Genomic DNA, 21,723 nt, shown 5'->3' on the forward strand with positions numbered 1-21,723 from the left:
GGCCAGCGTGTGAACAAATGTGATTTGGCCGTTGGTGCCAGACGGGCTAACTTTGCCCATCGAACGAACGAGGAGAATGATCATGAAGACATTCCTCGCAATAGCCGCGGCACTGACCATGTCCATATCAGTTGCCTCTGCGGATTGCCCCGCGCATTCAAAGGTCCAGGCATCGGTCGACACGCAGACGACAGCGAGCGTCGAGAAGGCCGATATGTCGACTGTCACGGACGCTCAGACGATCAAGAAAGAAGAGCCACAGAAGACCGAGTAGCGGTAACGCTCAGCGGATCCCACGACCCGGATAAACGGCTACTGGCACACATCCACCCACTCGGCGTCGACGAGTTCGGCCAGGCGTTGCGGGCTGAGCCGTACGGCGGCATTCGTCGCGCCTGCCGCCGGGACGACCTCGTCAAAGGCGCGCAGCGAGATGTCGCAGTAGACCGGGAGCGGCGCCGGTAGGCCGAACGGGCACACCCCGCCGACGGGATGACCGGTCGCGGCAAGCACCTGTTCGGCATCCAGCATTCGCGCCTTGCCACCCAACCGGTCCTTGAATTTGCGATTGTCCAGCCTGGAGATCCCGCTGGCCACGATCAGCATCGTCTGGTCGCCGACGCGCAAGCAGATCGTCTTGGCGATCTGCGCCGGCGGTACGCCATGCGCTTCGGCGGCCAGAGGCACTGTCGCCGAGCTGGCTTCCGTGACGATAACGTCGATGTCGGGCGCGTGTGCGGCGAAAAAGGCGCGAACGGATTCGAGGCTCATCTCCGGCAATTTCCGTCTGGCGTCGCCGTGGCGGCCGGCAAGTCCACTACGTGGGTGAAAAAACGAAGCCCGCCAGGGCGACCCATGGCGAGCTCGTGGAATAAAAGCATGACACGTCGCTACGACACGGATCGCCTTTTGGCAGGCAACACGGCTTCGTCAAACAGAGCGCTTTCCGGAAGTTGAAGCGCGGAGGCAATACGCCGACGTTTCGAAGGATCGGCATCCTTGCCGCTTTCGATGTCGGCAATCTCATAGGCTGCCAGCCCGCACGCCAGGGACAGCTCTTCGATGCTGTATCCACGGGCTTCCCGGGCGGTGCGGACGGCACTGCGTTCAGGCGTAACCGCGCTCGCCGCCAGGTCGGAGTAAGGTTCGCGTTTTGCTATTTGGGGCATTGGCAACTCCGTGGGATGAAAGAGTTAGATCAAATCATGTTGTTGCCTGAGACGATCCGGAGAATGCCCGCTCGCCGGTGATTTGCCAAGCATCAAAGATAGCGTCACGGCATCGTGAACCGACGCCGGAATCAATGGCGGATGCCGGTGCGCCGACATCCGGTCGGATCGTCGGCAGACACAGTTCGGAAACAAAATTCTACAGGCCGGAAAAACTGCCGAAAAACTCCAAGGCGATAGTCCCAACCGCACCGATCGGGTCACCGACCTGAATCGGTGACGTTTAGATTCCGCCTGCGCAAAAAGGAAACGATGTCATGAACAAGCCTCTTCTCTCCGCCCTTGGACTTGCAATCGCACTTGCCCTCTCGATGCCGATCATCGGCGCAACCAGCGCGAATGCAACGACGATGCACGCCACCGTCAAGAAGCATCACCGCCATCACTACCATCACCGCGTCCACCACCACTATCGCCACCATCACAAGAAGGTTGTGGCGAAGAAGTACTGAAAACACCCTCGGACGAACAACCGGCAAACAAGGCATTCTGGCCCTTGATCAAGGGCGGCACGCTTACCGGGTTGCCGTGTCGGCGAACAATGGCGGCGGTCCGCCGACCACCGCCATTTGCTTATCTCAACGTGCCGATCTTGAACGCGCCCGCGGTGCTTGTTGCTGCCGGCCGCCGAGGAACAGACTGGCGACGAGCCCGACCAGAACCAGTCCGACAGCGGCCGCCGTCGCCGGGTGATCTCGGGCGGTCTTCTCGATCGCCCGGCCTTGCCTTCTGATTGCCGGCAAAGCGTCGCCGAGGCGCTCAGTGATATCCGAATAATAATCCGATGCGGTATCGCGCCCGTCTTCGTAAAAGGCGCCGCCCCGCTTTAACACGGCTTTCTTCAAGGTGGCCAGTTCCCTGGTCAGGGCCGCGACCTGCTTGTTCAGATCGGTGTCGGAGATGCTCGAAAGCGATGGCATGACGTGCTTCCTTCATATGTAGAAGGAAGCCTAACGCATGACCCTGAAGACCGTTCCGGTCAGCCCGGCGGGCTCTAGCGAACCTGATCGAGCAGGCGCTTGCATTCCAGGAGGTCGAACAGCGCCTCCTGCAGCAATGCGCGATTGTCACGGGAAAGCTTTGACGTGTCCGGCGGAACCGGACCTTCCTCGTCGGTCTTGCCGATGCCGAAAAAACGACGGCTGGGTTTCACCCTCGGTTGGCCGACCAGCATTTCGTCGTCCGGGCCGCGCGGCTGCGCCGCTTGCGTCAGCGGTACCGTGTCAGCCTGTCGGCGCTGCGAGATCGCCTCGACCGCCGCCATGTCGCCACTGCCGACGGCGATCAGAAACTGGTTGCCGTTCTCGCGCAACAGCTTCTGCACGCCCTTGATCGTATAGCCCTGGTCGTAGAGCATATGACGAATACCCTTGATCAGTTCGACGTCCTGCGGACGGTAGTAGCGGCGGCCGCCGCCGCGCTTCATCGGCTTGATCTGGTTGAAACGCGTCTCCCAGAAGCGCAGCACGTGCTGCGGCAAATCCAGATCCTCCGCGACCTCGCTGATGGTGCGGAAAGCATCAGGGCTCTTGTCCATGGGCGAATCCTCACGCTAGAGCATGACCGCGAAAGGCGGGAACCGGGTTCGGGCGACATCACACTTAACAAGGAGAGCAGCTTTCCGTCCCGCCGGAACGGATCACACCCAAATACCGATCCGGCGTACCGAATCGCATCTTATTTCAGCGGTTTATGAAACAATATTCAAGCCCGGCGCAAAAGCAGGGTTCGCTTTTCAACCGAAGCCTGGAGCATGATTCTTGGCAAAGGGGGATTGGGCGGCTACTTGCTGCCCTTGACTTTGCTGTTTTGATGGGAGCGCAGGATACGGTTCTTCAGCACGTTCGACGACTTGAAGGTCATCACCCGGCGCGGCAGGATCGGCACTTCCTCGCCGGTCTTGGGATTGCGCCCGATGCGCTCGTTTTTGGAGCGCACGTGGAAGGTCGCGAAGGACGACAGCTTCACCGTCTCGCCGCGAACGATCGCCTCGCAGATCTCATTCAGCACCGCCTCGACAAGCTCAGCCGATTCAGTACGCGACAGCCCAACCTTGCGGTAAACGGCTTCGGCGAGGTCGGCGCGCGTAAGTGTCTTTCCCCCCATACGAACCGTCCCATCAGCTCAAAAACATAAATCGATACAAGCAACGGCAGAACCTAAGTAATTGATCCGTCAAGGTCAAGGACCCGAACCCGATAGTTCGGCACTTACCAGCGGAGCAGGACCGCGCCCCAGGTGAAGCCGCCGCCCATCGCCTCAAGCAGTACCAGGTCACCCGTTTTGATGCGACCGTCGGCGACGGCCGCGGACAGTGCCAGCGGCACGGAAGCAGCGGAGGTATTACCGTGCAGATCGACGGTCACCACCACCTTCCGCTCCTCTATCCCGAGCTTTTTGGCCGAAGCGTCAATAATTCGTTTATTGGCTTGATGCGGCACGAACCAGTCGAGATCGGCGGCGCTGATGCCGGCCTGTGCGAACGTCGCCTCGATGACGTCGGTGATCATGCCGACCGCATGCTTGAACACTTCGCGGCCTTCCATCCTGAGGTGCCCGACGGTTCCGGTGGTCGACGGCCCACCGTCGACGAAAAGCTTGTCCTTGTGGATGCCGTCGGAGCGCAGGCTGGCCGCCAGAACGCCACGGTCGGCGATGCCGCCTGCTCCCGTGCCTGCTTCCAGCACCATCGCGCCGGCGCCGTCGCCGAACAAAACGCAGGTTGAGCGGTCGTTCCAGTCGAGAATGCGCGAAAACGTTTCCGAGCCGATCACCAGTACCCGTCTGGCCAAGCCGCCGCGGATATAGAGGTCGGAGGTCGTCACTGCATAGACGAAGCCGGAGCAAACCGCCTGCAGGTCGAAGGCAAAACCGTGGTGCATGCCGAGCCGGTTCTGGATCTCGACCGCGGTCGCGGGAAAGGTGTTGTTGGGCGTCGAGGTCGCCAGCACGATCAGGTCGATGTCGTCCGCCATCAGGCCGGCGCTGTCGAGGGCTGCGCGCGCCGCCGCCTCGCCCAGCGAGGCCGTCGTCTCGTCGTCGGCCGCGATGTGGCGCTGGCGAATACCGGTGCGCTGGACGATCCACTCGTCCGACGTCTCGACCATGCCTTCGAAATCGGCATTCTTCATAATGCGGCGGGGCAGCGCGGCGCCCGTGCCGCGCACGACTGATCTGATCAATGCTCTTTCCTATTCCTTTGCGTCGATGACGACGTCGGATTTCCGGATTGTCTGGGCATTCGGATTGCGGGCATGGAACAGGTCGAGATCGGCTTCGATGCGGTCAAGCAGATTGTTGCGTACCATGTCGTAGCCAAGCTCGATCGCCGCCGCAAAGCCATCCGAATCAGCCCCGCCATGGCTTTTCACCACGATGCCGTTCAACCCGAGGAAGACGCCGCCATTGGAGCGGCCGACATCCATCTTCTCGCGCAGGCGATTGAAGGCGGTCTTCGCGAAGATATAGCCGATCCTGGCCATCAGCGTCCGGTTCATCGCCGCGCGCAGATAGCCGGCGATCTGCCTGACCGTGCCTTCCGCCGTCTTCAGCGCGATGTTGCCGGCAAATCCTTCGGTAACGACGACGTCGACACTGCCCTTGCCGATGTCGTCACCCTCGACAAAGCCATGGTAGTTCATCGAGGCCATGTTGGCCTCGCGAAGCATGCGGCCCGCCTCCTTGACCTCCTCCTGACCCTTGATCTCCTCGACGCCGACATTGAGCAGGCCGACGCTAGGCCGTTCGATGCCGAAAACCGAGCGCGCCATGCCGGTGCCCAGAATGGCAAAATCAACCAGTTGATGCGCATCCGCCCCGATGGTGGCGCCGACGTCCAGCACCACGCTTTCGCCGCGCAATGTCGGCCAGAGCGCTGCGATTGCCGGGCGATCGATGGTCGCCATGGTGCGAAGGCAGAACCTGGACATTGCCATCAGCGCCCCGGTATTGCCGGCTGAGATGCAGGCGTCGGCAGTGCCTGCCTTGACCGCCTCGACGGCCTTCCACATCGATGACTTCCATCGACCATGGCGCAGCGCCTGGCTCGGCTTGTCGTCCATCCGGACTGCGATCTCGCAGTGGATGAACTCGCTCACGTCCGCCAGCTTGGGGAATTTGGCGAGTTCGGGCCGTACCACTTCTTCGCGCCCATAAATGACGAAGCGTATGTCCGGACGGCGGGTGGCGACAGTCATGAGCGCCGGGATGACCACGCTTGGCCCGTGATCGCCGCCCATGGCATCGATGGAAATCCTGATCACGCGGTGTTCATCTCACGGTTGCTTGGCCAGCGGGCTTGCCAAGGTACGGGGCTCGCGAAGGTTCGGCGAAAATAACGGTTTTGGGCTGCCGCACAACCAACTTTTCTCAAATTGGATCAGCTATCAGGATTTTCCCAACAGTGATCTCAGCTTTTGCTGGAATTCATTCTCCACAGGCTCGGCATCGCCGGCAGCCTCCAGCGACACACCGGGCTTGCGCGGATAGGGATCGATCGCCAAGCCAAAGAACTGTTCGGCAAGCGCCCCGACGTCGATGGCGTCGCCGGAAAAGGTTTCCGGGCTGTCCGGCCCTTCGGCGTCGAGCAGGATCTCACCGCCGCCGTCGAAACCTTGCCGCCCGAGCTTGGATTGCTCCGGCAGGAACAGCGCTTCGACCGGCTCGTCGATATGCGCCTTGACCGGGTCGAGGGTGACGATGCAGGCCTGCGTTACATCGGCCTCGACATGGCCGCTGACTTTCACCCCGTTGCGCTTCCAGGGCTCGACCAGGAGTTCGGCGCGATAGTTTTCGACCGAAAGCAGCTCGTGCTCGGCGGCCAGCAGGGCGCGCTGCCCGGCGTCGGCATCGATCACCACCGGCAGCCCCTTTTGCGGCAGCCGAGCGACATTTGCCCGGAATGACACTGGGCTGTGGATATCAGGACGTTTCATCTTCGCCTCCACTTCGCATCTTCATTCGGCCTGCCGCCGCTCAAGCGTTGGCCACTGGAAATACCACCGTGCCGGAAACAATCGATTCGGTCGGCTGTTCCGTGAGTTGCCTGGATGCATCGGCGGCATAGAGTGCCAGCTGCGACGCTTGCGGCCAGGCGCCGGCATCGGGCCTGACATTGCGGGCAAGAGCGGCGGCAAGTGCATCATGGTCATTTCGTTGCAGTGCATCGTCATAGGCGGCGGTGCGGCCGTAGAACATCTTCGCCAGTTTCCGCATGCGCTTCGGCACGCCGACGTCGCCAATGCCCAATTCCCGCAACGAATGTTCGACATCCATGAAGAACTCGTCGATCAGCACCTGTGCAACCTCTGCCGCCGCACCACCCTCGCCGCGCAACCGGTGCTGGAACAGGAACATGTGCAACGACAGCATCTCGAAGCGGCCGAGCGGTGTGTCCGGCACGTTCCAGGCGGAATAAAACACCGTTTGCCGCGCCGCCGCCACGATTTGTGCGTAAAGCGCCTCGGTGATGGCGCGGTTGGCATGTCGTTCGCGGCCAAAGAGGCGCTGGAACATTTGAGGGTGGTCTCCCGGGACCGTTTGTTGAAGTGGCCTTGTTGCATCGGCAAGCAAGCTGGTTTACCGGTTTTGCGGCCCAGCGCAAGTTGCGGCCAGCTTATGGAGTTGTAGTTGCGCGCGCTGAAATTCAAGTTGACTTTTCTGCCCAGGCCCGCCGGTGCGGTTTCGCTACTGGTGATCGCTGCGGCGCTTTCTGCCTGCAATTCGTCCAAGATGATCGGCGATCTCAATCCGAGCGAGACGCTGACGCAAGGCTACGTCATCGACCAGCAGGCGATCGACCTGGTGCCGGTCGGCTCAAGCCGCGAACAGGTGCTGCTGGCGCTCGGCACTCCCTCGACGAAAGCGACCTTCGACAACGAGGCCTTTTATTACATTTCGCAGACGCGCAAGCGCTACGTCGCCTTCGACAAGCCGCGGCTGGTCGACCAGCATGTACTGGCGGTCTATTTCGGCGATGACGGGCGCGTCACGCAGATAGCCAATTACGGGTTGAAGGACGGCAAAGTGTTCGACTTCATCTCGCGCACCACGCCGACCGGCGGCAAGGACCAGAACTTCCTCAGCCAGATCATAAATGGCGCCAGCAAGCTGGCGCCCGGTATTCCCGGCGGCGGCGGCAGCACGCTCGGCGGCACCTGATCCATTCCGGCGGAGGTCGGCTCCTTCTTTCCTTTTACTTCCCTCCCCGGAAGCGGCACATCTCAGGCAATGAAAAACCCGCGGGAGCGATCCCGCGGGTTTTTGTCTTAAGGTCGTAGCGACCGAGCTTAGCCGTGCGCGAGAACGGCCAGCAACAGCAGCGCGACGATGTTGGTGATCTTGATTGCCGGGTTGACCGCCGGGCCGGCAGTATCCTTGTAGGGGTCGCCGACCGTATCGCCGGTCACCGAAGCCTTGTGCGCTTCGGAGCCCTTCATATGCTTGACGCCGTCCTTGTCGACAAAACCATCTTCGAACGACTTCTTGGCGTTGTCCCAGGCACCGCCGCCGGAGGTCATCGAGATGGCGACGAAAAGGCCGTTGACGATGACGCCGAGCAGCGAGGCACCGAGGGCGGCAAAGGCGGATGCCTTCGAACCGGAGATCAGGAGGACGCCGAAATAGACGACCAGCGGCGCCAGCACCGGCAACAATGACGGAACGATCATCTCCCGGATCGCTGCCTTGGTCAGAAGGTCGACGGCGCGCGCATAGTTCGGCTTCGAGGTGCCGGCCATGATGCCCGGATCCTCGCGGAACTGCTTGCGCACCTCCTGGACGATAGCGCCCGCGGCGCGGCCGACGGCGGTCATGGCGATGCCGCCGAACAGATACGGGATCAGGCCGCCGAAGATCAGGCCGGCGACGACGTAAGGATTGGAGAGGTCGAAGGAGACGTCGCCCATGCCCTGGAAATACGGGTATTTGTCGCCATTGGCGGCAAAGAACTTCAGGTCGTTAGAATAGGCCGCGAACAGCACCAGCGCGCCGAGGCCGGCCGAGCCGATGGCGTAGCCCTTGGTTACCGCCTTGGTGGTGTTGCCGACAGCGTCAAGCGCGTCGGTTGACTGGCGCACTTCCTTGGGGAGGCCCGCCATTTCGGCAATGCCGCCGGCATTGTCCGTAACCGGGCCGAAGGCATCGAGCGCGACGATCATGCCGGCGAGGCCGAGCATCGTCGTCACCGCGATCGCCGTGCCGTAGAGGCCGGCAAGCTGGTATGTCGAGATAATGCCGCCGACGATGACGATCGCCGGCAACGCCGTCGCTTCCAGCGAGACCGCGAGGCCCTGGATGACGTTGGTGCCGTGACCGGTGACCGAGGCCTGGGCGATGGAGTTCACCGGACGCTTGTTGGTGCCGGTATAATATTCGGTGATCACCACGATGAGGCCGGTCACCGCAAGGCCGACAAGACCGCAGATGAACAGGTTCGTGCCGGTAATAGCCATGCCGGCGACGGTGCCGATCTCCCCCCAGCCGATACATGCCGAAGTGGCTACGGCAAGGCCGACAATCGACAGCAGCCCGGTCACGATCAGGCCCTTGTAGAGCGCGCCCATGATCGAGCCGCTGGAACCAAGCTTGACGAAGAAAGTGCCGACGATCGAGGTGAGGATGCAGGCGCCGCAGATGGCCAGCGGATAGAGCATGGCCGCGCCGAGAACGGCGGTGCCGCCGAAGAAGATGGCGGCGAGGACCATGGTGGCGACCACAGTCACTGCATAGGTCTCGAACAGGTCGGCCGCCATGCCGGCGCAATCGCCGACATTGTCGCCGACATTGTCGGCAATGGTGGCCGGATTGCGTGGATCGTCTTCGGGAATGCCGGCTTCAACCTTGCCGACGAGATCCCCGCCGACGTCGGCGCCTTTAGTGAAGATGCCGCCGCCGAGACGGGCGAAGATCGATATAAGCGAGGCGCCGAAGCCGAGCGAAACAAGCGAGTCGATGACGACACGATCGTTTGGCTGCAGACCCATGAACTGGGTCAGGATCAGGTAGTAGATGGAGACGCCGAGAAGGGCCAGGCCAGCAACCAGCATGCCAGTGATGGCGCCCGACTTGAAGGCGATCTCAAGGCCGGCAGCGAGGCTGTTGGAAGCCGCCTGCGCGGTGCGCACATTGGCCCGCACCGAGACGTGCATGCCGATGAAGCCAGCGGCACCCGACAGAACGGCGCCGATCAGGAAGCCGATGGCGGCGGTAATCGAAAGCAGCCACCAGGCGAGCAGCAGGACCACGACACCGACGATGGCGATGGTGGTGTACTGGCGCGCCAGATAAGCCTGCGCGCCTTCGCGGATGGCCGCGGAAATTTCCTGCATGCGTGCATTGCCCTGATCGGCCGCGAGAACCGAACGTGTCGCCCAGATGGCGTAAAGGACTGAAAGCAGACCGCAGGCGATGACAGCTGAAATTATGGTCATTGCCGAATTTTCCTCGATTGGTGGCCCAAAAGAACCCCTCCCCGGGCCGTTGAGACAGGGGACGAATTTCCGCAACCGGAATCCGTCCCTTCGCAGCGGCTTATGCGAAACAGGGCTCGGAACGTCAAGATATTGTTCGGTTCTTGTCCGGCTTTCGCCCAAAAGATCCCGGGTTTCGCCCAAAAGGCTGGACGGCAGTGCGCCTGTCGACACCGCCATCCGGTTAGATCGATTGAAATCGACGAAGGGCCGTCAAGCTTTGCGCGGGTCGCCGTCCGGCTGGACGACGAAGACCAGCACCACCAGCATGGTCATGTAGAATTTGAACGCCGCCTCCTGACCATTCCATGTCGAAGACTGCCACATGGCAAACCACTCGCCGCCAACGACCATGAAGCCGAAATACCAAACGAGAAAGCCAATTGTGGCGGCAATGATGGCGAACTTCTTGGCATCGTTGAAAGCCTGTCCGCTGGCGTTGCGCGCCTGCCAAAGTTGCCAGGCGGCGATCAGGTACAGCAGGCAGGTCAGCGCCTCGCCAAGGATGATCAGCCAGTAGCCTGCCGTCCACAAGGCCGGGTTGGTGATCGAGCGGTACATCAGTGCGTTGCCGGGAAAGGTCGTGTCCATGCTCAGCACATGCTGGACAAAGGCGAAGTTTGAGCCGTAATCGGTGATGTTGCCAAAGGCGACGAGGAAGGCGAAAGCCGCCAGACACAAACACATGACGATCTTGGAGAAACGCGCGGTCATGGCAAGAACTCCTGCTGAAAGATCGGGGCATCGCACTCATCAATCGCCGAGTCCCGAAGATCGCGCAACGGGTGGCCCAGTGATCATCGTACTCACAGCTATTGCAAGACATTATGCCGGCAAGCAAGACATTGCCGAGACTGTCGAAACCCTCGATCTCGATAGTGATTGCGCTGTGGGCGACTTGGTCTCTGTGGTTAGAGCCGGTACACAGCACGATTTCGCCGTCATCCGCCGCCGCTGGATCGCCAGCGGGACGGGTATGGCGCTCGAACTGACGCTTGATCATCCGGCGCGTTCGATCGGCCGCTGAAAGGAACGAAGCTCGCTCGGAGAGGCTTACTCCGCCTCGCGTCCCATGCGCCGCGCTGTGCGGCGCTCGATCGCCGACAGCCCGTCATAGATCAGTACGGCAAGGGCGGCGACGATCAGGCCGCCCTGCAGGATGAAGGCGAGGTTGTTCGACAGCAGGCCGGCGATGATCACCTCGCCCAATGTCCTCGCCGCAACTGTCGAGCCGATGGTCGCGGTGGCAAGGCTGATCACCACCGACAGCCGGATACCGCCGAGAATGATCGGCGCGCTGAGCGGCAGCTCGACCTTGACCAGCCTTTGCCAGCCAGTCATGCCGGCGCCACGCGCCGCCTCGACGACGTTGGCCGGCAGCGTCGTCAGGCCGGTCAGCGCGTTCTCGAAGATCGGCAGCAGGCCATAGAGAAACAGCGCAATCAGCGTCGGCTTTTCGCCGAAGCCGACCGCCGGCACGGCAAGCGCCAGCACCGCCACCGGTGGAAAGGTCTGGCCTATATTGACCAGGCTGCGCGACAGCGGCAGGAATTCGGCGCCGGCCGGCCTGGTGACCAGAATGGCGAGCGCGACCGCAACGATCGTCGCGGCAACCGTCGCGATCAGCACGGTCCGCAGATGCAGCAGCGTCAGCGTCAACAGGCTGCCCTGATTGTAGATTACCGGCGCGTTGTTCTCTGTCAGCGGCTTCAGCAGCGGTTCGAACCAGCCGGGATTGGTGACGAAGGCGATAAGCACCACCACCAGGGCAAGCCTGAGCAGTGATGGAAGCCAAGCCTTGAAGCCAGCCTCTTTCATGCCGGTCTCGCCGCGCGCTTAACTAGCCCGTCCACCGTGACGCGGCCAAGCGGCTTGCCGTCGGTATCTGTCACCGGCAGCGCAGGGCGGCCCGACCACAGGAGTTCGGCGAGCGCGTCGCGCTGGCTGGCGTCACCGGGGATCGCCTCGCCTTCGGCGGTGCCGTTTTCCACCGCGTCGCGGACCCGGCCAAGCGACAACAGCCGGAACGGTTTTTCGCTGGCACCTACCAGGGTTTCGACAAACGCGCTGGCCGGTTTCGCCAGTATTTCGGCCGGCTCGGCATATTGCACCACTTTGCCGCCGTCCATCACGGCGATCTTGTCGCCCATGTGAACGGCCTCTTCCATATCATGGGTGACCAGGATGATGGTGGTGCCGAAGCGCTTCTGGATTGCCAGCAGATCCTCCTGCGCCTTGTTGCGGATAATCGGATCGAGCGCCCCGAACGGCTCATCCATCAACAGCACGTTGGGTTCCGCGGCAAGCGCCCGAGCGACGCCGACGCGCTGCTGCTGGCCGCCGGAAAGCTCGTGCGGATAGCGTGGCCCGTAGTCTTGCGGGTCGAGCTGGTATAGCGTCATCAGCTCGTCGACGCGGGCCTTGATGCGGTTGGCGTCCCAGCCGAGCAATACCGGCACAGTGGCGATGTTCTGCGCCACCGTGCGATGGGGAAACAGGCCGTGGCCCTGGATGGCATAGCCTATGCTGCGGCGCAGCTCATAATCCGGCACCGAGCGGTTGTCGACGCCGTCGAGCTTGATCACGCCCGATGTCGGCTCGACCAGCCGGTTTATCATGCGAAGCAGCGTCGTCTTGCCGGAGCCGGAGGTGCCGACGATGACGGCGATGCTGCGCGGCTCGATTACCATCGACACGTCGTTGACGACTGTCGTCTCGCCATAGCGCTTGGTGATGCCTTCGATCTCGATCATGCCGTTTCAACCCTGCGCTTGCTGGCGCTCATTTGGATCACTGCATCGAGGATGATGGCGGCGGCGAAGGCCAGCGCCACCGTCGGCACGGCGCCGAGCAGCACCAGGTCCATCGCCGTCTGACCGACGCCCTGGAACACGAACACGCCAAAGCCGCCGCCGCCGATCAACGCGGCAATCGTGGCGAGGCCGATATTCTGCACCAGCACGATGCGGATGCCGGTGAGGATCACCGGGAAGGCGAGCGGAAACTCGACGCCGAACAGCCGCTGGCGGTCGGTCATGCCCATGCCGCGCGCTGCGTCGTTGGCGGCACGCGGCACACCGGCAAGGCCGACCACGGTATTAGCCACCACCGGCAGCAGCGAATAGAGGAACAGGGCGACGAAAGCCGGCGCTGTGCCGATACCGCGAATGCCGAGCGCGGCAGCACCCGGCACCTGCGAAGCGACCCAGCCCAGCGGCGCGATCAAGAGGCCGAACAGCGCGATCGAAGGAATGGTCTGGATGATGTTCAGCACGTTGAGCACGCCGGCCCGCAATTTCTCGACGCGATGGCAGAGGATGCCGAGCGGCAGGCCGATAATCACCGCAGCCGCCAGCGAACCCAGCGCCAACGTCACGTGCTTGGAGCCTTCCGCCCAAAAACTATCGGAGCGATTGAAATATTCCTTGAGAATCGACAGGCTGTTCCAGCTTCCCGAGACGAGCAGCAGGCCGATTGCCGCTGCGGCGACAACAAGCACGCCGACCCGTGCCTGCGGCGACAGGTTCAGCCTTGTAAGCACGTCGGCGAGCAGAAGGGTGAAGGCGAAGATAAGCAGCCAGAATCCCGAAGCCGGCGAGATACGCGCGAAGGTGTTGCCGGCGGGCGTCAGGAAGCTGCCGGCAACGCCGATCAGCAGCGCCAGCGCCGCAAGTGCAACCACACTGGCGGCGAGGCGCAGAGCAAGCGGCGTTTTCAGCAGCGCAATGAGCGCCGCTGCGACAACAATCGCCATCAATAGCGGACCGACCGCCGCGGGCAAAGATTCGAGGATCGAGCGCGCCTCGCCGGGTACGATGCGATTGGCGCGGAAGGTGGCGAATGGCGCCGCGAAAGCCGCATAGGCCGATATCGCCGCGATGACCACGCCGAGCTTGTCGAACCGGATGCGCACGCCCTCCCCCATCGGCCGATCCGGCGCACCTTGAAGCGGAGCGCCGGAATCGCCTTACTTCAGGAAGCCGTTCTTTTTCAAAAAGTCCTCAGCGACGCCCTTGACTGGCTCGCCGCCAACCTGCACGCGGCCATTCAACTCCTGCAGCGTGACGAGATCGAGCTTGGCGAAGACCGGCTTCAGCAGCGTCTCGATTTCGGGATGTTCCTTCAGCACCGCCTCGCGGATGATCGGCGCTGGCTGGTAAACCGGCTGCACACCCTTGTCGTCTTCAAGCACGACTAGGCCGGAGGGCGCGATGCCGCCTTCGGTGCCGTAGACCATGGCGGCGTTGGCGCCGTTGGTCTGGTTGGCCGCAGCGGCAATGGTCGCCGCCGTGTCGCCGCCCGACAGCGTGATCAACTGGTCCGGCTTCAGCGTGAAGCCATAGGTCTTCTGGAAAGCGGGCAGCGCGGCCGCCGAATTGACGAACTCGGCGGAGGCCGCCAGCACCACCTTGCCGCCGCCCGAGACATATTTGCCGAAGTCGGAAAGGGTGACGAGCTTATTGGTATCGGCGACCTCCTTGCGCAGGGCGATCGCCCAGGTGTTGTTGGCCGGTGACGGTGACAGCCAGACGATCTTGTTGGCGTCGTAGTCGAGCTTCTTGGCAGTCTCGTAGGCCTTGGCGGCGTCTTTCCACACCGGATCGTCGGCCTTCTCGAAGAAGAAGGCGGCGTTGCCGGTGTATTCCGGATAGATGTCGATCTCGCCGGCTGTAATCGCCTTGCGCACCACGGGCGTGCCGCCGAGCTGGATACGGTCGGTGGTCTGGATATTATTGGCGTTCAGCACCAGTTGGATGATATTGCCGAGCACGCCGCCCTCGGTGTCGATCTTCGACGACACCACCACCTGGGCACTCGCCGAGGCAAACGTAATTCCGAGCGCTAGTACAGCGCCGGCCAGAACCTTGATTGAAAACATCTCACAAATCCCTTGCTGTGAACCGGAATACGGCTGCCGCATATGAGCATGGCTTCGATGCCCCGTCGGGGTACACGGTTTCATAAGAGGGGGGATGGGCGCAATAATTTTGTTCGGATGTGAGTGAATCCGCTGCCGCGACGTCCCGACAGCGTGACGTCAGTTGGCCGCCCGCAAGCCCGTCATCTTCAACACGCCCAGTGCCACGAAGCACAGCGCGACGACCGGGAAAATCATCCAGTTCAGCATCTCCCAGCCCCAGGCATTGTAGACCGCGCCCGACATCAGCGAGGCGAAGGCGACGGAGCCGAATAGGACGAAATCGTGGAACCCCTGGACCTTGCCTTTTTCGGATGGCTGGTAGCTGTCGGCCACCATGGCAGTGGCACCGATGAAGCTGAAGTTCCAGCCAAGGCCGAGCAGGATCAGCGTCGTCCAGAACTGCCACAGTGCCAACCCCGACAGCGCGACTATGCCACAGCCAATGAGCAGTACCAGGCCGATAGCCACGATCCGTTCCGCGCCAAAACGATGGATCAGCGACCCCGTGAAGAAGCTCGGCGCGAACATCGCCATGACGTGCCAGGAAATGCCGAGCGTGGCGTCGTCGGTCGAAAGGCCGCAGCCGACCATAGCCAGCGGCGCGCCGGTCATCACGAAGCTCATCAGTGCGTAGCTGCCGATGGCGCAAAACAACGCCGCGACGAAGCGTGGCCTGGTGACGATTTCTGAGAGCGGCCTGGCGTCGCTGTCGGAAATTTCCACCTTCTCGGTTGCCTTGGCTGGGATACGCAACAAAGAGAGAATGGCGGCGCCGACCGCCGCCAGCACCAGGATGGACGCAAACGAGCCGGCAAACTTCACCGGTGAGAACAGATCGCCGGTGAAGATGACGATCTGCGGCCCGAGTATGGCGGTGACGATGCCGCCGGCCAGCACGAAGGAGATGGCACGCGCCTTGAATTCAGGCGGAGCATTGTCGGCGGCGGCAAAGCGGAATTGCTGGACGAAGGCACTCCCGATCCCGATCACGGCCAAGCCGAAAGCGAACAGCCAGAAGCTGGGATGAAACAGCGCCAGCGTGGCGATCAGGCCGCCAAGCGCTGTCACCGCCGTTCCGGTCATGAAGCCGTCGCGCTGGCCGAGCCGGCGGATGATCGCCGCGGCCGGCAGGGAACCGAGTGCCACGCCGACATTGAAGCCGGTGATCGGCGCGGTTGCCAGCGACTTGTCAGCGTCGAGCAGATACTGCCCGGCCAATCCGCCCATGGAAATGGCGATGGGTGCGGCCGAGCCGATGATCGCCTGCGAGGCTGCGAGGATGAAGGCGGTGCGACGCGCTTCCTTGCCCGCCTCAACGGCGACGACGGCAGTCATGAGGCGTCCTTGCCGCGGCCCTCGCCACGCACCCGGCGCGACACGCGATCAAGCACGGCATTGACCAGTTTCGGCTCGTCTTCCTCGTAAAATGCCTTGGCGATGTCGACATATTCGGAGACGATGACCGCCACCGGCACGTCCTCGCGCTGCATCAGCTCGTAGACGCCGGCGCGCAATATGGCGCGCAATGTGGAATCGAGCCTCGACAGAGGCCAGTCCTCGGTCAGTGCCTGTCGGATGATCGGATCGATGGTCTTCTGGTGCTCGACGACGCCGGCAAGAATGGCGCGAAACCATTGCGCATCGGCTTCGCGATAGAGCGCGCCGTCGACTTCCTTGCCGAGCCTGAACGCCTCGTATTCGGCGGTGATCTCAAACACGCCGCTGCCGGCGACGTCCATCTGGTAGAGCGCCTGTACAGCGGCCAGACGGGCTGCACCGCGCTTGTTGGCATGGCGAACCGCAGGCTGGCCGGGCGAAGCGGGTTCGCTCACGTTCGCTCTCCCAGCTGTTCCTTTAGAGCGATCATGGTCAGCGCCGCACGCGCCGCAAAGCCGCCCTTGTCGCCTTCCGAACGCCTGGCCCGTGTCCACGCCTGTTCGTCGTTTTCGGTGGTCAGGATGCCGTTGCCGATACAGACCGAATCCTGCACACTCAGGTCCATCAGGGCACGGCTGGATTCATTGGCGACGATCTCGAAATGATAGGTGTCGCCGCGGATGACTGTGCCGAGGGCGACGAAACCGTCATAGTTCGTCCCGCCTTCGGAGGCACCGTCGAGCGCGAAGGAGATCACGGCGGGGATTTCGAGCGAGCCAGGAACGGTGACGACATCGTATGTCGCGCCCGCTTCGTCGAGCGCGCTGGTCGCGCCTTCGAGCAGCGTGTCGGCAAGGTCGTCGTGAAAGCGCGCCTCGATGACAAGAAGGTGCGCCTTCTTCTTCGGACGGATGAACGCTTTGCCGTGTTGGGATGTGCCTGCCATAGATGTCTCCGGGGATCGCCGGTGACTTAGGCCGAAGCCGGTTTGATCGCAAGCGGAAGATTGCCGAAGGAACTTTCAAGACCAACCCGGTGGCGGTCGCATCAGAGAATGGGCTTTATGGACGACCGCCTCAAAGCCCCTCCTTCGCCGCCTCCATCAGCCGCGCGGCGTAGCGGGCCATGGTGTCGATCTCGAGATTGACCCAGTCGCCGACCTGGCGTTCGCCCCAGGTGGTGACGGTCAGCGAATGGTGGATCAACAGCACGTCGAAGCGGGTGCCTTCGACCTTGTTGACGGTGAGCGAAGTGCCGTCGAGTGCGACGGAACCCTTGGGGGCGATGAATTTGGCAAGCTCGCGCGGTGCTTCCAGGGTAAAGCGCACGGCGTCACCCTCTTCCTGGCGGGCCACGATCTCGGCCATGCCGTCGACATGGCCTGATACAATGTGGCCACCGAGTTCGTCGCCGATCTTCAGCGCCCGCTCCAGATTGATCCTCGTACCGGATTTCCAGGCCATAGCTGTCGTCAGCCTGAGTGCTTCTTCCCAGGCCTCGACCTCGAACCACCGTGCGTTGGCGCCGTCTTCCGGCAATCCCGTTACCGTCAGGCAGACGCCGCCACAGGAAATCGAGGCGCCGATGGCAATGGTCTGCGGATCGTAGGCGGTGTCGATACGCAAACCGACGCCTTCCCTGAGCGGCTTCACGGCAGCGACGGTGCCGACATCGGTGACGATTCCAGTGAACATTAGTTTGGCCCCATGAACATCAGTTCGGTCCTAGATGTCTCTTATCCATTCCGCATATGTGTCTTCGCCGAAACGCATGCTGCGCAATTTGCGAAATCCCGGCGGGATATTGTTGGCATCGATTGGCGATACAATGCCGCCCTCGCCGATCGCGTCCGGCCCCTGGAACAGCACGATACGATCAACCAGTTTTTCATCGAGGAACGCCTTGGCCACCCTGGCGCCGCCCTCGACCAGGAGGCTGGCCATACCGAGCGCCGCCAGATCCTCGAGCAGTTCCGGCAGCGCAATATCGCCTTCATACGTCTCAGTGCCGATGAAGCGAACGCCGACGCGTTCGAGCGCGGCGCGCCGGTGCGGATCGGCCTCGGCGCAGGCAGCGATATAGAGCGGCACACGGTCGACGCCGGCGACCAGTTTCGAAGTCTCGGCTAGCCTGATCTGACGGTCGAGCACGATGCGCGCCGGCGAACGGCTCTCCAGTCCCGGAAGCCTAACCGTCAGCGCCGGATCGTCCTCCAGTGCCGTGCCGATGCCGATCAATATGCCATCGGCTTCGGCCCGCATCAGATAGACTTCGCGCCGGGCGATATCGCCGGTGATGGAGACCTGTCCCTCGCCTCTCACGCCGATCTTGTTGTCGCTTGAAAGCGCAAGCTTCAGGATCACTTCCGGGCGTTTTTTCAGAGATCGAATCAAATAGCCGGCCATCTGCTCCGCGGCGTCGGCCGCCAGCACTTTTTCCACCACCTCGACCCCAGCGGCACGCAAGATTGCATAGCCCTTGCCGGAAACACGCGGATCCGGATCGCTGGCAGCGCCGACCACACGCGCCACGCCGGCACTGACCAGCGCATTGGCGCAAGGCGGCGTGCGGCCGTGATGGGCGCAGGGCTCCAGCGTTACATAGGCGGTGGCGCCGCGCGCCAGTTCGCCGGCCTCTGCCAAAGCCTCGGTCTCGGCATGCGGCCGGCCGCCGACGGCGGTGACGCCGCTGCCGACGACCATCGGCCCGTTGCCGTCATCACGTACGATCAGCGTGCCGACGGAAGGATTGGTCGAGGTCCGGCCGGCATTCTTGCGCGACAGCCTGAGGGCTGCCGCCATATAGCGGCGATCGAGGAGCTCTTGCTCAGCCGTGCTGCGTTCGGACCCTGCCATGCTCAGCTGGCGTCCTCTTCGCTCTTCAGCTCTTCGCCCCTGGGCTCGTCAGTTTTGAGCTCGTCGCCTTTGAGTTCGCCCAATACGTCGTGGAAATCCTTGGCCTCGCGGAAATTGCGGTAGACGGAGGCAAAGCGCACATAGGCGACATCATCGAGCGACTTAAGCGCCTCCATGACCAGCCGGCCGACTTCGCCAGAAGCCACTTCGGTCTCGCCCGAGCTTTCGAGCTGGCGCACGATGCCGGTCACGGCCCGGTCGATGCGCTCGGGATCGACATTGCGCTTGCGTACCGCGATCTCGACCGAGCGCAGCAGCTTGTCGCGGTCGAACGGCACCTTGCGTCCAGACTTCTTCACTACGACAAGGTCGCGCAGCTGTACCCGCTCGAACGTGGTAAAGCGGCCGCCGCAATCCGGGCAGACGCGCCGCCTGCGGATCGCCGCTCCGTCTTCGGCAGGGCGCGAATCCTTCACCTGCGTATCTTCGGACTGACAGTAGGGACAGCGCATGGAGGGCCTTCGGTTCGCGATTCTCGTGGAGCGAAAGGCTTAGAGGTTTTTGCCACGGTGGCAAAGTATGGCCGATGACCGATCGCGCCTCAGAGATAGCGAGGCACGAGGAAAATTGCGAGAGTGGCAATCAGTTGAACGGCAATACGCCAATCAGGGAGCGACGTCGCCGGTCGGGAAGCCGCAGGACGTGCCGAGATAGCGATAGGCCTTGGTGAAGCCGTCCATCGATATGGTCGCGACCGGCGTGTCGGCGAAGCTGACATCAAGGGCGCTCGTACGGCGCATGGCACGCAGTATGGCAAGCGTGGTCTCGGGTTTGTTGTCCATCATCCACTGTTCGTCGGCGATAAGATGAAAACCAGCCTTGATCTTGTCGTTAACGTCGCGAAACACCGCCGGGACGTTGTCACCTTTGGGCAAGTCACTGTTTCTCACGGCGATGATGAGGCTCGGATAGCCTCCCGGTGGCAGTACGTCGCCATTCGAGATGGCCAGTGTAAGGGTGCCGCTGGTCCCGTTAGCGTCGAAAAAGACGGTCGAGGCGGCGCAGGTCTTGCGCACATCCTCACCGGTGTTGACCTCGTCCATCGTGGTGGACCACCTGCCGAAGGTCTCTGTCTTGGGCGCTGCCGGCGTCGGCTCGGTCTGCGCCAAGGCGAGGTCGGACAGCTGCAAAATGACCGATGCCAGCAAGGCGCCAAAGCCGGCGAAACGGAAAGTTTGCATCATTGAGCTTCTCCGCAAGTGCCTTGCTGTCGCACCGGGATTGTCGCGCACATGGAGGACACTCGGCGTCGGTCAACCAAGATACGGGTAAAGCGGAAAACGATCCGTCAATGCCGCCACCTTGGTCTTCACAACTGCCTCGACGGCCGCATTGCCATCGTCGGAATTGGCGACTTTCAGTCCATCCAGCACCTCGGCGATCAGCTTGCCAATCTCGCGGAACTCAGCCTGGCCGAAGCCGCGCGTGGTGCCAGCCGGCGTGCCAAGCCGAACGCCCGAGGTGACGAAAGGCTTTTCCGGGTCGAAGGGGATGCCGTTCTTGTTGCAGGTGATGTTGGCGCGGCCAAGGGCAGCCTCGGCGCGCTTCCCGGTGGCGTTCTTGGGGCGCAGGTCGACCAACATCAGATGGTTGTCAGTGCCGCCGGAGACGATGTCGAGACCGGTTTCCTGCAGGCTGGAGGCCAGTGCCTTGGCATTGGCAACGACGCTCTCCGCATAGACCTTGAAGCTCGGCTTCAGCGCCTCGCCCAGGGCCACCGCCTTGGCGGCGATGACATGCATCAGCGGTCCGCCCTGCAGGCCGGGGAAGACGGCCGAATTCATCTTCTTGGCAATGTCCTCGTCATTGCACAGGATCATGCCGCCACGCGGGCCGCGCAGCGACTTGTGCGTCGTGGTGGTGACCACATGGGCATGCGGCAGCGGCGACGGATGCATGCCACCGGCGACCAGTCCGGCGATATGAGCCATATCGACCATCAGATAGGCGCCGATCGAATCGGCGATCTCGCGAAAACGCTTCCAGTCCCAGACACGTGAATAGGCTGTGCCGCCGGCCAGGATCAGCTTCGGCCTGGTCTCATGGGCGGTCTTCTCGATCGCGTCCATATCGAGCAGATGATCGTCCCGGCGCACGCCATAGGAGACGACCTTGAACCATTTGCCGCTCATATTGACCGGCGAGCCATGCGTCAGGTGCCCGCCGGAATTGAGGTCGAGACCCATGAAGGTGTCGCCGGGCTGCAGCAGCGCCAGGAACACCGCCTGGTTCATCTGGCTGCCGGAATTCGGCTGGACGTTGGCGAAGTTGCAGCCGAACAGCTTTTTCGCGCGTTCGATGGCCAGTTCCTCGGCGACATCGACAAACTGGCAGCCGCCATAGTAGCGTTTGCCTGGATAGCCCTCGGCATATTTGTTGGTCATGATCGACCCCTGCGCCTCGAGCACGGCGCGCGAGACGATGTTTTCCGAGGCAATCAGCTCGATCTCATGGCGCTGGCGACCGAGTTCGTTGCGGATGGCGCCGAAAATCTCGGGATCGGCATCGGCAAGCGTGGTTTCGAAGAAGGATTCGAATTTGTTCGACACTGCCGCTGCTGTTGCCATGGGCTGAACTCCTCAAGGTTCGGGGTCTGTCGCGCCATTAACACAGTTGCTTTCGGCCCGCCACGTTTGGAGCGCGAAATTTGCTGGCCGGATTGCGCCAGAGAGACTGGCGGCCTATTCCCTTGCCCTGCTGAAGGGCCGGCAGGCTTCGGTGAGCGTGATCTCGGTGAACAGCGCCTGCATCGTATGGTCGTTGATCTGGCCGGCGTGATGGCGCCGCGCACGCCGGCAACAGAGCCGGCGATC

General features: G+C 62.3%; 27 protein-coding genes. 4 read left to right on the top strand and 23 right to left on the bottom strand.

Annotated elements, in window-relative coordinates:
- The first annotated feature begins 82 nt into the window (after nucleotides 1-82).
- Nucleotides 83-274, top strand: a complete 192-nt coding sequence (locus NKJ12_RS13480) for a hypothetical protein (RefSeq protein ID WP_352477180.1) — start codon at nucleotides 83-85, stop codon at nucleotides 272-274.
- A 38-nt stretch (nucleotides 275-312) separates the two neighbouring features.
- On the opposite strand, the gene NKJ12_RS13485 is transcribed toward NKJ12_RS13480, so the two are convergent.
- Nucleotides 313-771, bottom strand: coding sequence for a YbaK/EbsC family protein (locus tag NKJ12_RS13485; protein WP_352703126.1), 459 nt, complete (start codon nucleotides 769-771; stop codon nucleotides 313-315).
- 119 nt (nucleotides 772-890) lie between these two features.
- A complete protein-coding gene (locus NKJ12_RS13490) occupies nucleotides 891-1,169 on the bottom strand; it encodes a helix-turn-helix domain-containing protein (protein WP_254817571.1) in 279 nt (92 codons plus the stop codon).
- 317 nt (nucleotides 1,170-1,486) lie between these two features.
- Between NKJ12_RS13490 and NKJ12_RS13495 the strand changes: the two genes are divergently transcribed.
- Nucleotides 1,487-1,681, top strand: a complete 195-nt coding sequence (locus NKJ12_RS13495; protein ID WP_352703128.1) for a hypothetical protein — start codon at nucleotides 1,487-1,489, stop codon at nucleotides 1,679-1,681.
- A 126-nt stretch (nucleotides 1,682-1,807) separates the two neighbouring features.
- On the opposite strand, the gene NKJ12_RS13500 is transcribed toward NKJ12_RS13495, so the two are convergent.
- The 7 genes from NKJ12_RS13500 to NKJ12_RS13530 all read right to left on the bottom strand — a co-directional run bounded on the left by NKJ12_RS13500 (nucleotide 1,808) and on the right by NKJ12_RS13530 (nucleotide 6,743).
- Entirely contained in the window at nucleotides 1,808-2,149 is a 342-nt protein-coding gene (locus NKJ12_RS13500) for a hypothetical protein (protein WP_352689380.1), read from the bottom strand.
- Nucleotides 2,150-2,223: 74 nt separating this feature from the next.
- Nucleotides 2,224-2,766, bottom strand: a complete 543-nt coding sequence (locus NKJ12_RS13505; protein WP_023674511.1) for a MerR family transcriptional regulator — start codon at nucleotides 2,764-2,766, stop codon at nucleotides 2,224-2,226.
- Nucleotides 2,767-3,011: 245 nt separating this feature from the next.
- The gene (locus NKJ12_RS13510) at nucleotides 3,012-3,335 is read right to left on the bottom strand and encodes an integration host factor subunit alpha (protein ID WP_023674510.1); all 324 of its coding nucleotides are present in this window, start codon (nucleotides 3,333-3,335) and stop codon (nucleotides 3,012-3,014) included.
- A gap of 104 nt (nucleotides 3,336-3,439) precedes the next feature.
- The gene (locus tag NKJ12_RS13515) at nucleotides 3,440-4,411 is read right to left on the bottom strand and encodes a beta-ketoacyl-ACP synthase III (RefSeq protein WP_352703131.1); all 972 of its coding nucleotides are present in this window, start codon (nucleotides 4,409-4,411) and stop codon (nucleotides 3,440-3,442) included.
- 9 nt (nucleotides 4,412-4,420) lie between these two features.
- The gene (plsX, locus tag NKJ12_RS13520; RefSeq protein ID WP_352477175.1) at nucleotides 4,421-5,491 is read right to left on the bottom strand and encodes a phosphate acyltransferase PlsX; all 1,071 of its coding nucleotides are present in this window, start codon (nucleotides 5,489-5,491) and stop codon (nucleotides 4,421-4,423) included.
- A 123-nt stretch (nucleotides 5,492-5,614) separates the two neighbouring features.
- Complete coding sequence (locus NKJ12_RS13525) at nucleotides 5,615-6,163, bottom strand: YceD family protein (RefSeq protein WP_352477174.1); 549 nt, start codon at nucleotides 6,161-6,163, stop codon at nucleotides 5,615-5,617.
- 40 nt (nucleotides 6,164-6,203) lie between these two features.
- Nucleotides 6,204-6,743, bottom strand: a complete 540-nt coding sequence (locus tag NKJ12_RS13530) for a ubiquinol-cytochrome C chaperone family protein (protein ID WP_254817564.1) — start codon at nucleotides 6,741-6,743, stop codon at nucleotides 6,204-6,206.
- A 114-nt stretch (nucleotides 6,744-6,857) separates the two neighbouring features.
- Here NKJ12_RS13530 and NKJ12_RS13535 point away from each other — a divergent pair, with 114 nt between their 5' ends.
- Nucleotides 6,858-7,388, top strand: coding sequence for an outer membrane protein assembly factor BamE (locus NKJ12_RS13535; protein WP_352703135.1), 531 nt, complete (start codon nucleotides 6,858-6,860; stop codon nucleotides 7,386-7,388).
- Between the two features lie 128 nt (nucleotides 7,389-7,516).
- Here the strand turns inward: NKJ12_RS13535 and NKJ12_RS13540 are convergent, their stop codons facing one another.
- Nucleotides 7,517-9,658 (bottom strand): sodium-translocating pyrophosphatase, encoded by a 2,142-nt coding sequence (locus tag NKJ12_RS13540; protein ID WP_352477171.1) that lies wholly within the window; start codon nucleotides 9,656-9,658, stop codon nucleotides 7,517-7,519.
- Nucleotides 9,659-9,910: 252 nt separating this feature from the next.
- On the bottom strand, nucleotides 9,911-10,411 hold the full coding sequence (locus NKJ12_RS13545) for a DUF2165 family protein (RefSeq protein WP_352506499.1): 501 nt from the start codon (nucleotides 10,409-10,411) through the stop codon (nucleotides 9,911-9,913).
- 79 nt (nucleotides 10,412-10,490) lie between these two features.
- Here NKJ12_RS13545 and NKJ12_RS13550 point away from each other — a divergent pair, with 79 nt between their 5' ends.
- The gene (locus NKJ12_RS13550) at nucleotides 10,491-10,724 is read left to right on the top strand and encodes a hypothetical protein (protein WP_352703137.1); all 234 of its coding nucleotides are present in this window, start codon (nucleotides 10,491-10,493) and stop codon (nucleotides 10,722-10,724) included.
- Nucleotides 10,725-10,750: 26 nt separating this feature from the next.
- On the opposite strand, the gene NKJ12_RS13555 is transcribed toward NKJ12_RS13550, so the two are convergent.
- From NKJ12_RS13555 to glyA, 12 genes are all read right to left on the bottom strand, one after another.
- Complete coding sequence (locus NKJ12_RS13555; RefSeq protein ID WP_352703139.1) at nucleotides 10,751-11,515, bottom strand: ABC transporter permease; 765 nt, start codon at nucleotides 11,513-11,515, stop codon at nucleotides 10,751-10,753.
- Entirely contained in the window at nucleotides 11,512-12,450 is a 939-nt protein-coding gene (locus NKJ12_RS13560) for an ABC transporter ATP-binding protein (RefSeq protein ID WP_352703141.1), read from the bottom strand. Before NKJ12_RS13560 ends, NKJ12_RS13555 begins: the two co-directional genes overlap by 4 nt.
- A complete protein-coding gene (locus tag NKJ12_RS13565) occupies nucleotides 12,447-13,622 on the bottom strand; it encodes an ABC transporter permease (RefSeq protein ID WP_352703143.1) in 1,176 nt (391 codons plus the stop codon). Before NKJ12_RS13565 ends, NKJ12_RS13560 begins: the two co-directional genes overlap by 4 nt.
- A 42-nt stretch (nucleotides 13,623-13,664) precedes the next feature.
- Nucleotides 13,665-14,576 (bottom strand): glycine betaine ABC transporter substrate-binding protein OsmF, encoded by a 912-nt coding sequence (osmF, locus tag NKJ12_RS13570; protein WP_352703145.1) that lies wholly within the window; start codon nucleotides 14,574-14,576, stop codon nucleotides 13,665-13,667.
- A 159-nt stretch (nucleotides 14,577-14,735) separates the two neighbouring features.
- The gene (locus NKJ12_RS13575) at nucleotides 14,736-15,953 is read right to left on the bottom strand and encodes an MFS transporter (protein WP_352703147.1); all 1,218 of its coding nucleotides are present in this window, start codon (nucleotides 15,951-15,953) and stop codon (nucleotides 14,736-14,738) included.
- The gene (gene nusB, locus NKJ12_RS13580) at nucleotides 15,950-16,450 is read right to left on the bottom strand and encodes a transcription antitermination factor NusB (protein ID WP_352456584.1); all 501 of its coding nucleotides are present in this window, start codon (nucleotides 16,448-16,450) and stop codon (nucleotides 15,950-15,952) included. Before nusB ends, NKJ12_RS13575 begins: the two co-directional genes overlap by 4 nt.
- Complete coding sequence (gene ribH / locus NKJ12_RS13585; RefSeq protein ID WP_352703149.1) at nucleotides 16,447-16,941, bottom strand: 6,7-dimethyl-8-ribityllumazine synthase; 495 nt, start codon at nucleotides 16,939-16,941, stop codon at nucleotides 16,447-16,449. Before ribH ends, nusB begins: the two co-directional genes overlap by 4 nt.
- Nucleotides 16,942-17,071: 130 nt before the next feature.
- Complete coding sequence (locus tag NKJ12_RS13590) at nucleotides 17,072-17,689, bottom strand: riboflavin synthase (protein WP_352703151.1); 618 nt, start codon at nucleotides 17,687-17,689, stop codon at nucleotides 17,072-17,074.
- 30 nt (nucleotides 17,690-17,719) lie between these two features.
- Nucleotides 17,720-18,850 (bottom strand): bifunctional diaminohydroxyphosphoribosylaminopyrimidine deaminase/5-amino-6-(5-phosphoribosylamino)uracil reductase RibD, encoded by a 1,131-nt coding sequence (ribD, locus tag NKJ12_RS13595; protein WP_352703153.1) that lies wholly within the window; start codon nucleotides 18,848-18,850, stop codon nucleotides 17,720-17,722.
- Nucleotides 18,851-18,852: 2 nt separating this feature from the next.
- Complete coding sequence (gene nrdR / locus NKJ12_RS13600; RefSeq protein WP_023674492.1) at nucleotides 18,853-19,362, bottom strand: transcriptional regulator NrdR; 510 nt, start codon at nucleotides 19,360-19,362, stop codon at nucleotides 18,853-18,855.
- 153 nt (nucleotides 19,363-19,515) lie between these two features.
- Nucleotides 19,516-20,094 (bottom strand): hypothetical protein, encoded by a 579-nt coding sequence (locus NKJ12_RS13605; RefSeq protein WP_352703155.1) that lies wholly within the window; start codon nucleotides 20,092-20,094, stop codon nucleotides 19,516-19,518.
- 69 nt (nucleotides 20,095-20,163) lie between these two features.
- Nucleotides 20,164-21,477 carry a serine hydroxymethyltransferase gene (gene glyA / locus NKJ12_RS13610; RefSeq protein ID WP_254817549.1) on the bottom strand — a complete coding sequence of 438 codons (1,314 nt, stop codon included), beginning with the start codon at nucleotides 21,475-21,477 and terminating at the stop codon, nucleotides 20,164-20,166.
- Nucleotides 21,478-21,723: the final 246 nt, after the last annotated feature.

Origin of the sequence: Mesorhizobium sp. M0195 (genome assembly GCF_040322115.1) — a bacterium.
Taxonomy (GTDB): Bacteria; Pseudomonadota; Alphaproteobacteria; order Rhizobiales; family Rhizobiaceae; genus Mesorhizobium.

Bases quoted from the DNA above. Each gene is read 5' to 3' on its own strand.
- NKJ12_RS13530 (WP_254817564.1), bottom strand. From the start codon at position 6,743: ATGTTCCAGCGCCTCTTTGGCCGCGAACGACATGCCAACCGCGCCATC.
- nrdR (WP_023674492.1), bottom strand. From the start codon at position 19,362: ATGCGCTGTCCCTACTGTCAGTCCGAAGATACGCAGGTGAAGGATTCG.
- NKJ12_RS13495 (WP_352703128.1), top strand. From the start codon at position 1,487: ATGAACAAGCCTCTTCTCTCCGCCCTTGGACTTGCAATCGCACTTGCC.
- ribD (WP_352703153.1), bottom strand. From the start codon at position 18,850: ATGGCAGGGTCCGAACGCAGCACGGCTGAGCAAGAGCTCCTCGATCGC.
- NKJ12_RS13605 (WP_352703155.1), bottom strand. From the start codon at position 20,094: ATGATGCAAACTTTCCGTTTCGCCGGCTTTGGCGCCTTGCTGGCATCG.
- NKJ12_RS13500 (WP_352689380.1), bottom strand. From the start codon at position 2,149: ATGCCATCGCTTTCGAGCATCTCCGACACCGATCTGAACAAGCAGGTC.
- NKJ12_RS13560 (WP_352703141.1), bottom strand. From the start codon at position 12,450: ATGATCGAGATCGAAGGCATCACCAAGCGCTATGGCGAGACGACAGTC.
- NKJ12_RS13545 (WP_352506499.1), bottom strand. From the start codon at position 10,411: ATGACCGCGCGTTTCTCCAAGATCGTCATGTGTTTGTGTCTGGCGGCT.
- osmF (WP_352703145.1), bottom strand. From the start codon at position 14,576: ATGTTTTCAATCAAGGTTCTGGCCGGCGCTGTACTAGCGCTCGGAATT.
- NKJ12_RS13510 (WP_023674510.1), bottom strand. From the start codon at position 3,335: ATGGGGGGAAAGACACTTACGCGCGCCGACCTCGCCGAAGCCGTTTAC.
- NKJ12_RS13565 (WP_352703143.1), bottom strand. From the start codon at position 13,622: ATGGGGGAGGGCGTGCGCATCCGGTTCGACAAGCTCGGCGTGGTCATC.
- ribH (WP_352703149.1), bottom strand. From the start codon at position 16,941: ATGGCAGGCACATCCCAACACGGCAAAGCGTTCATCCGTCCGAAGAAG.
- NKJ12_RS13485 (WP_352703126.1), bottom strand. From the start codon at position 771: ATGAGCCTCGAATCCGTTCGCGCCTTTTTCGCCGCACACGCGCCCGAC.
- NKJ12_RS13590 (WP_352703151.1), bottom strand. From the start codon at position 17,689: ATGTTCACTGGAATCGTCACCGATGTCGGCACCGTCGCTGCCGTGAAG.
- NKJ12_RS13505 (WP_023674511.1), bottom strand. From the start codon at position 2,766: ATGGACAAGAGCCCTGATGCTTTCCGCACCATCAGCGAGGTCGCGGAG.
- NKJ12_RS13525 (WP_352477174.1), bottom strand. From the start codon at position 6,163: ATGAAACGTCCTGATATCCACAGCCCAGTGTCATTCCGGGCAAATGTC.
- NKJ12_RS13480 (WP_352477180.1), top strand. From the start codon at position 83: ATGAAGACATTCCTCGCAATAGCCGCGGCACTGACCATGTCCATATCA.
- glyA (WP_254817549.1), bottom strand. From the start codon at position 21,477: ATGGCAACAGCAGCGGCAGTGTCGAACAAATTCGAATCCTTCTTCGAA.
- NKJ12_RS13555 (WP_352703139.1), bottom strand. From the start codon at position 11,515: ATGAAAGAGGCTGGCTTCAAGGCTTGGCTTCCATCACTGCTCAGGCTT.
- NKJ12_RS13575 (WP_352703147.1), bottom strand. From the start codon at position 15,953: ATGACTGCCGTCGTCGCCGTTGAGGCGGGCAAGGAAGCGCGTCGCACC.
- NKJ12_RS13540 (WP_352477171.1), bottom strand. From the start codon at position 9,658: ATGACCATAATTTCAGCTGTCATCGCCTGCGGTCTGCTTTCAGTCCTT.
- NKJ12_RS13490 (WP_254817571.1), bottom strand. From the start codon at position 1,169: ATGCCCCAAATAGCAAAACGCGAACCTTACTCCGACCTGGCGGCGAGC.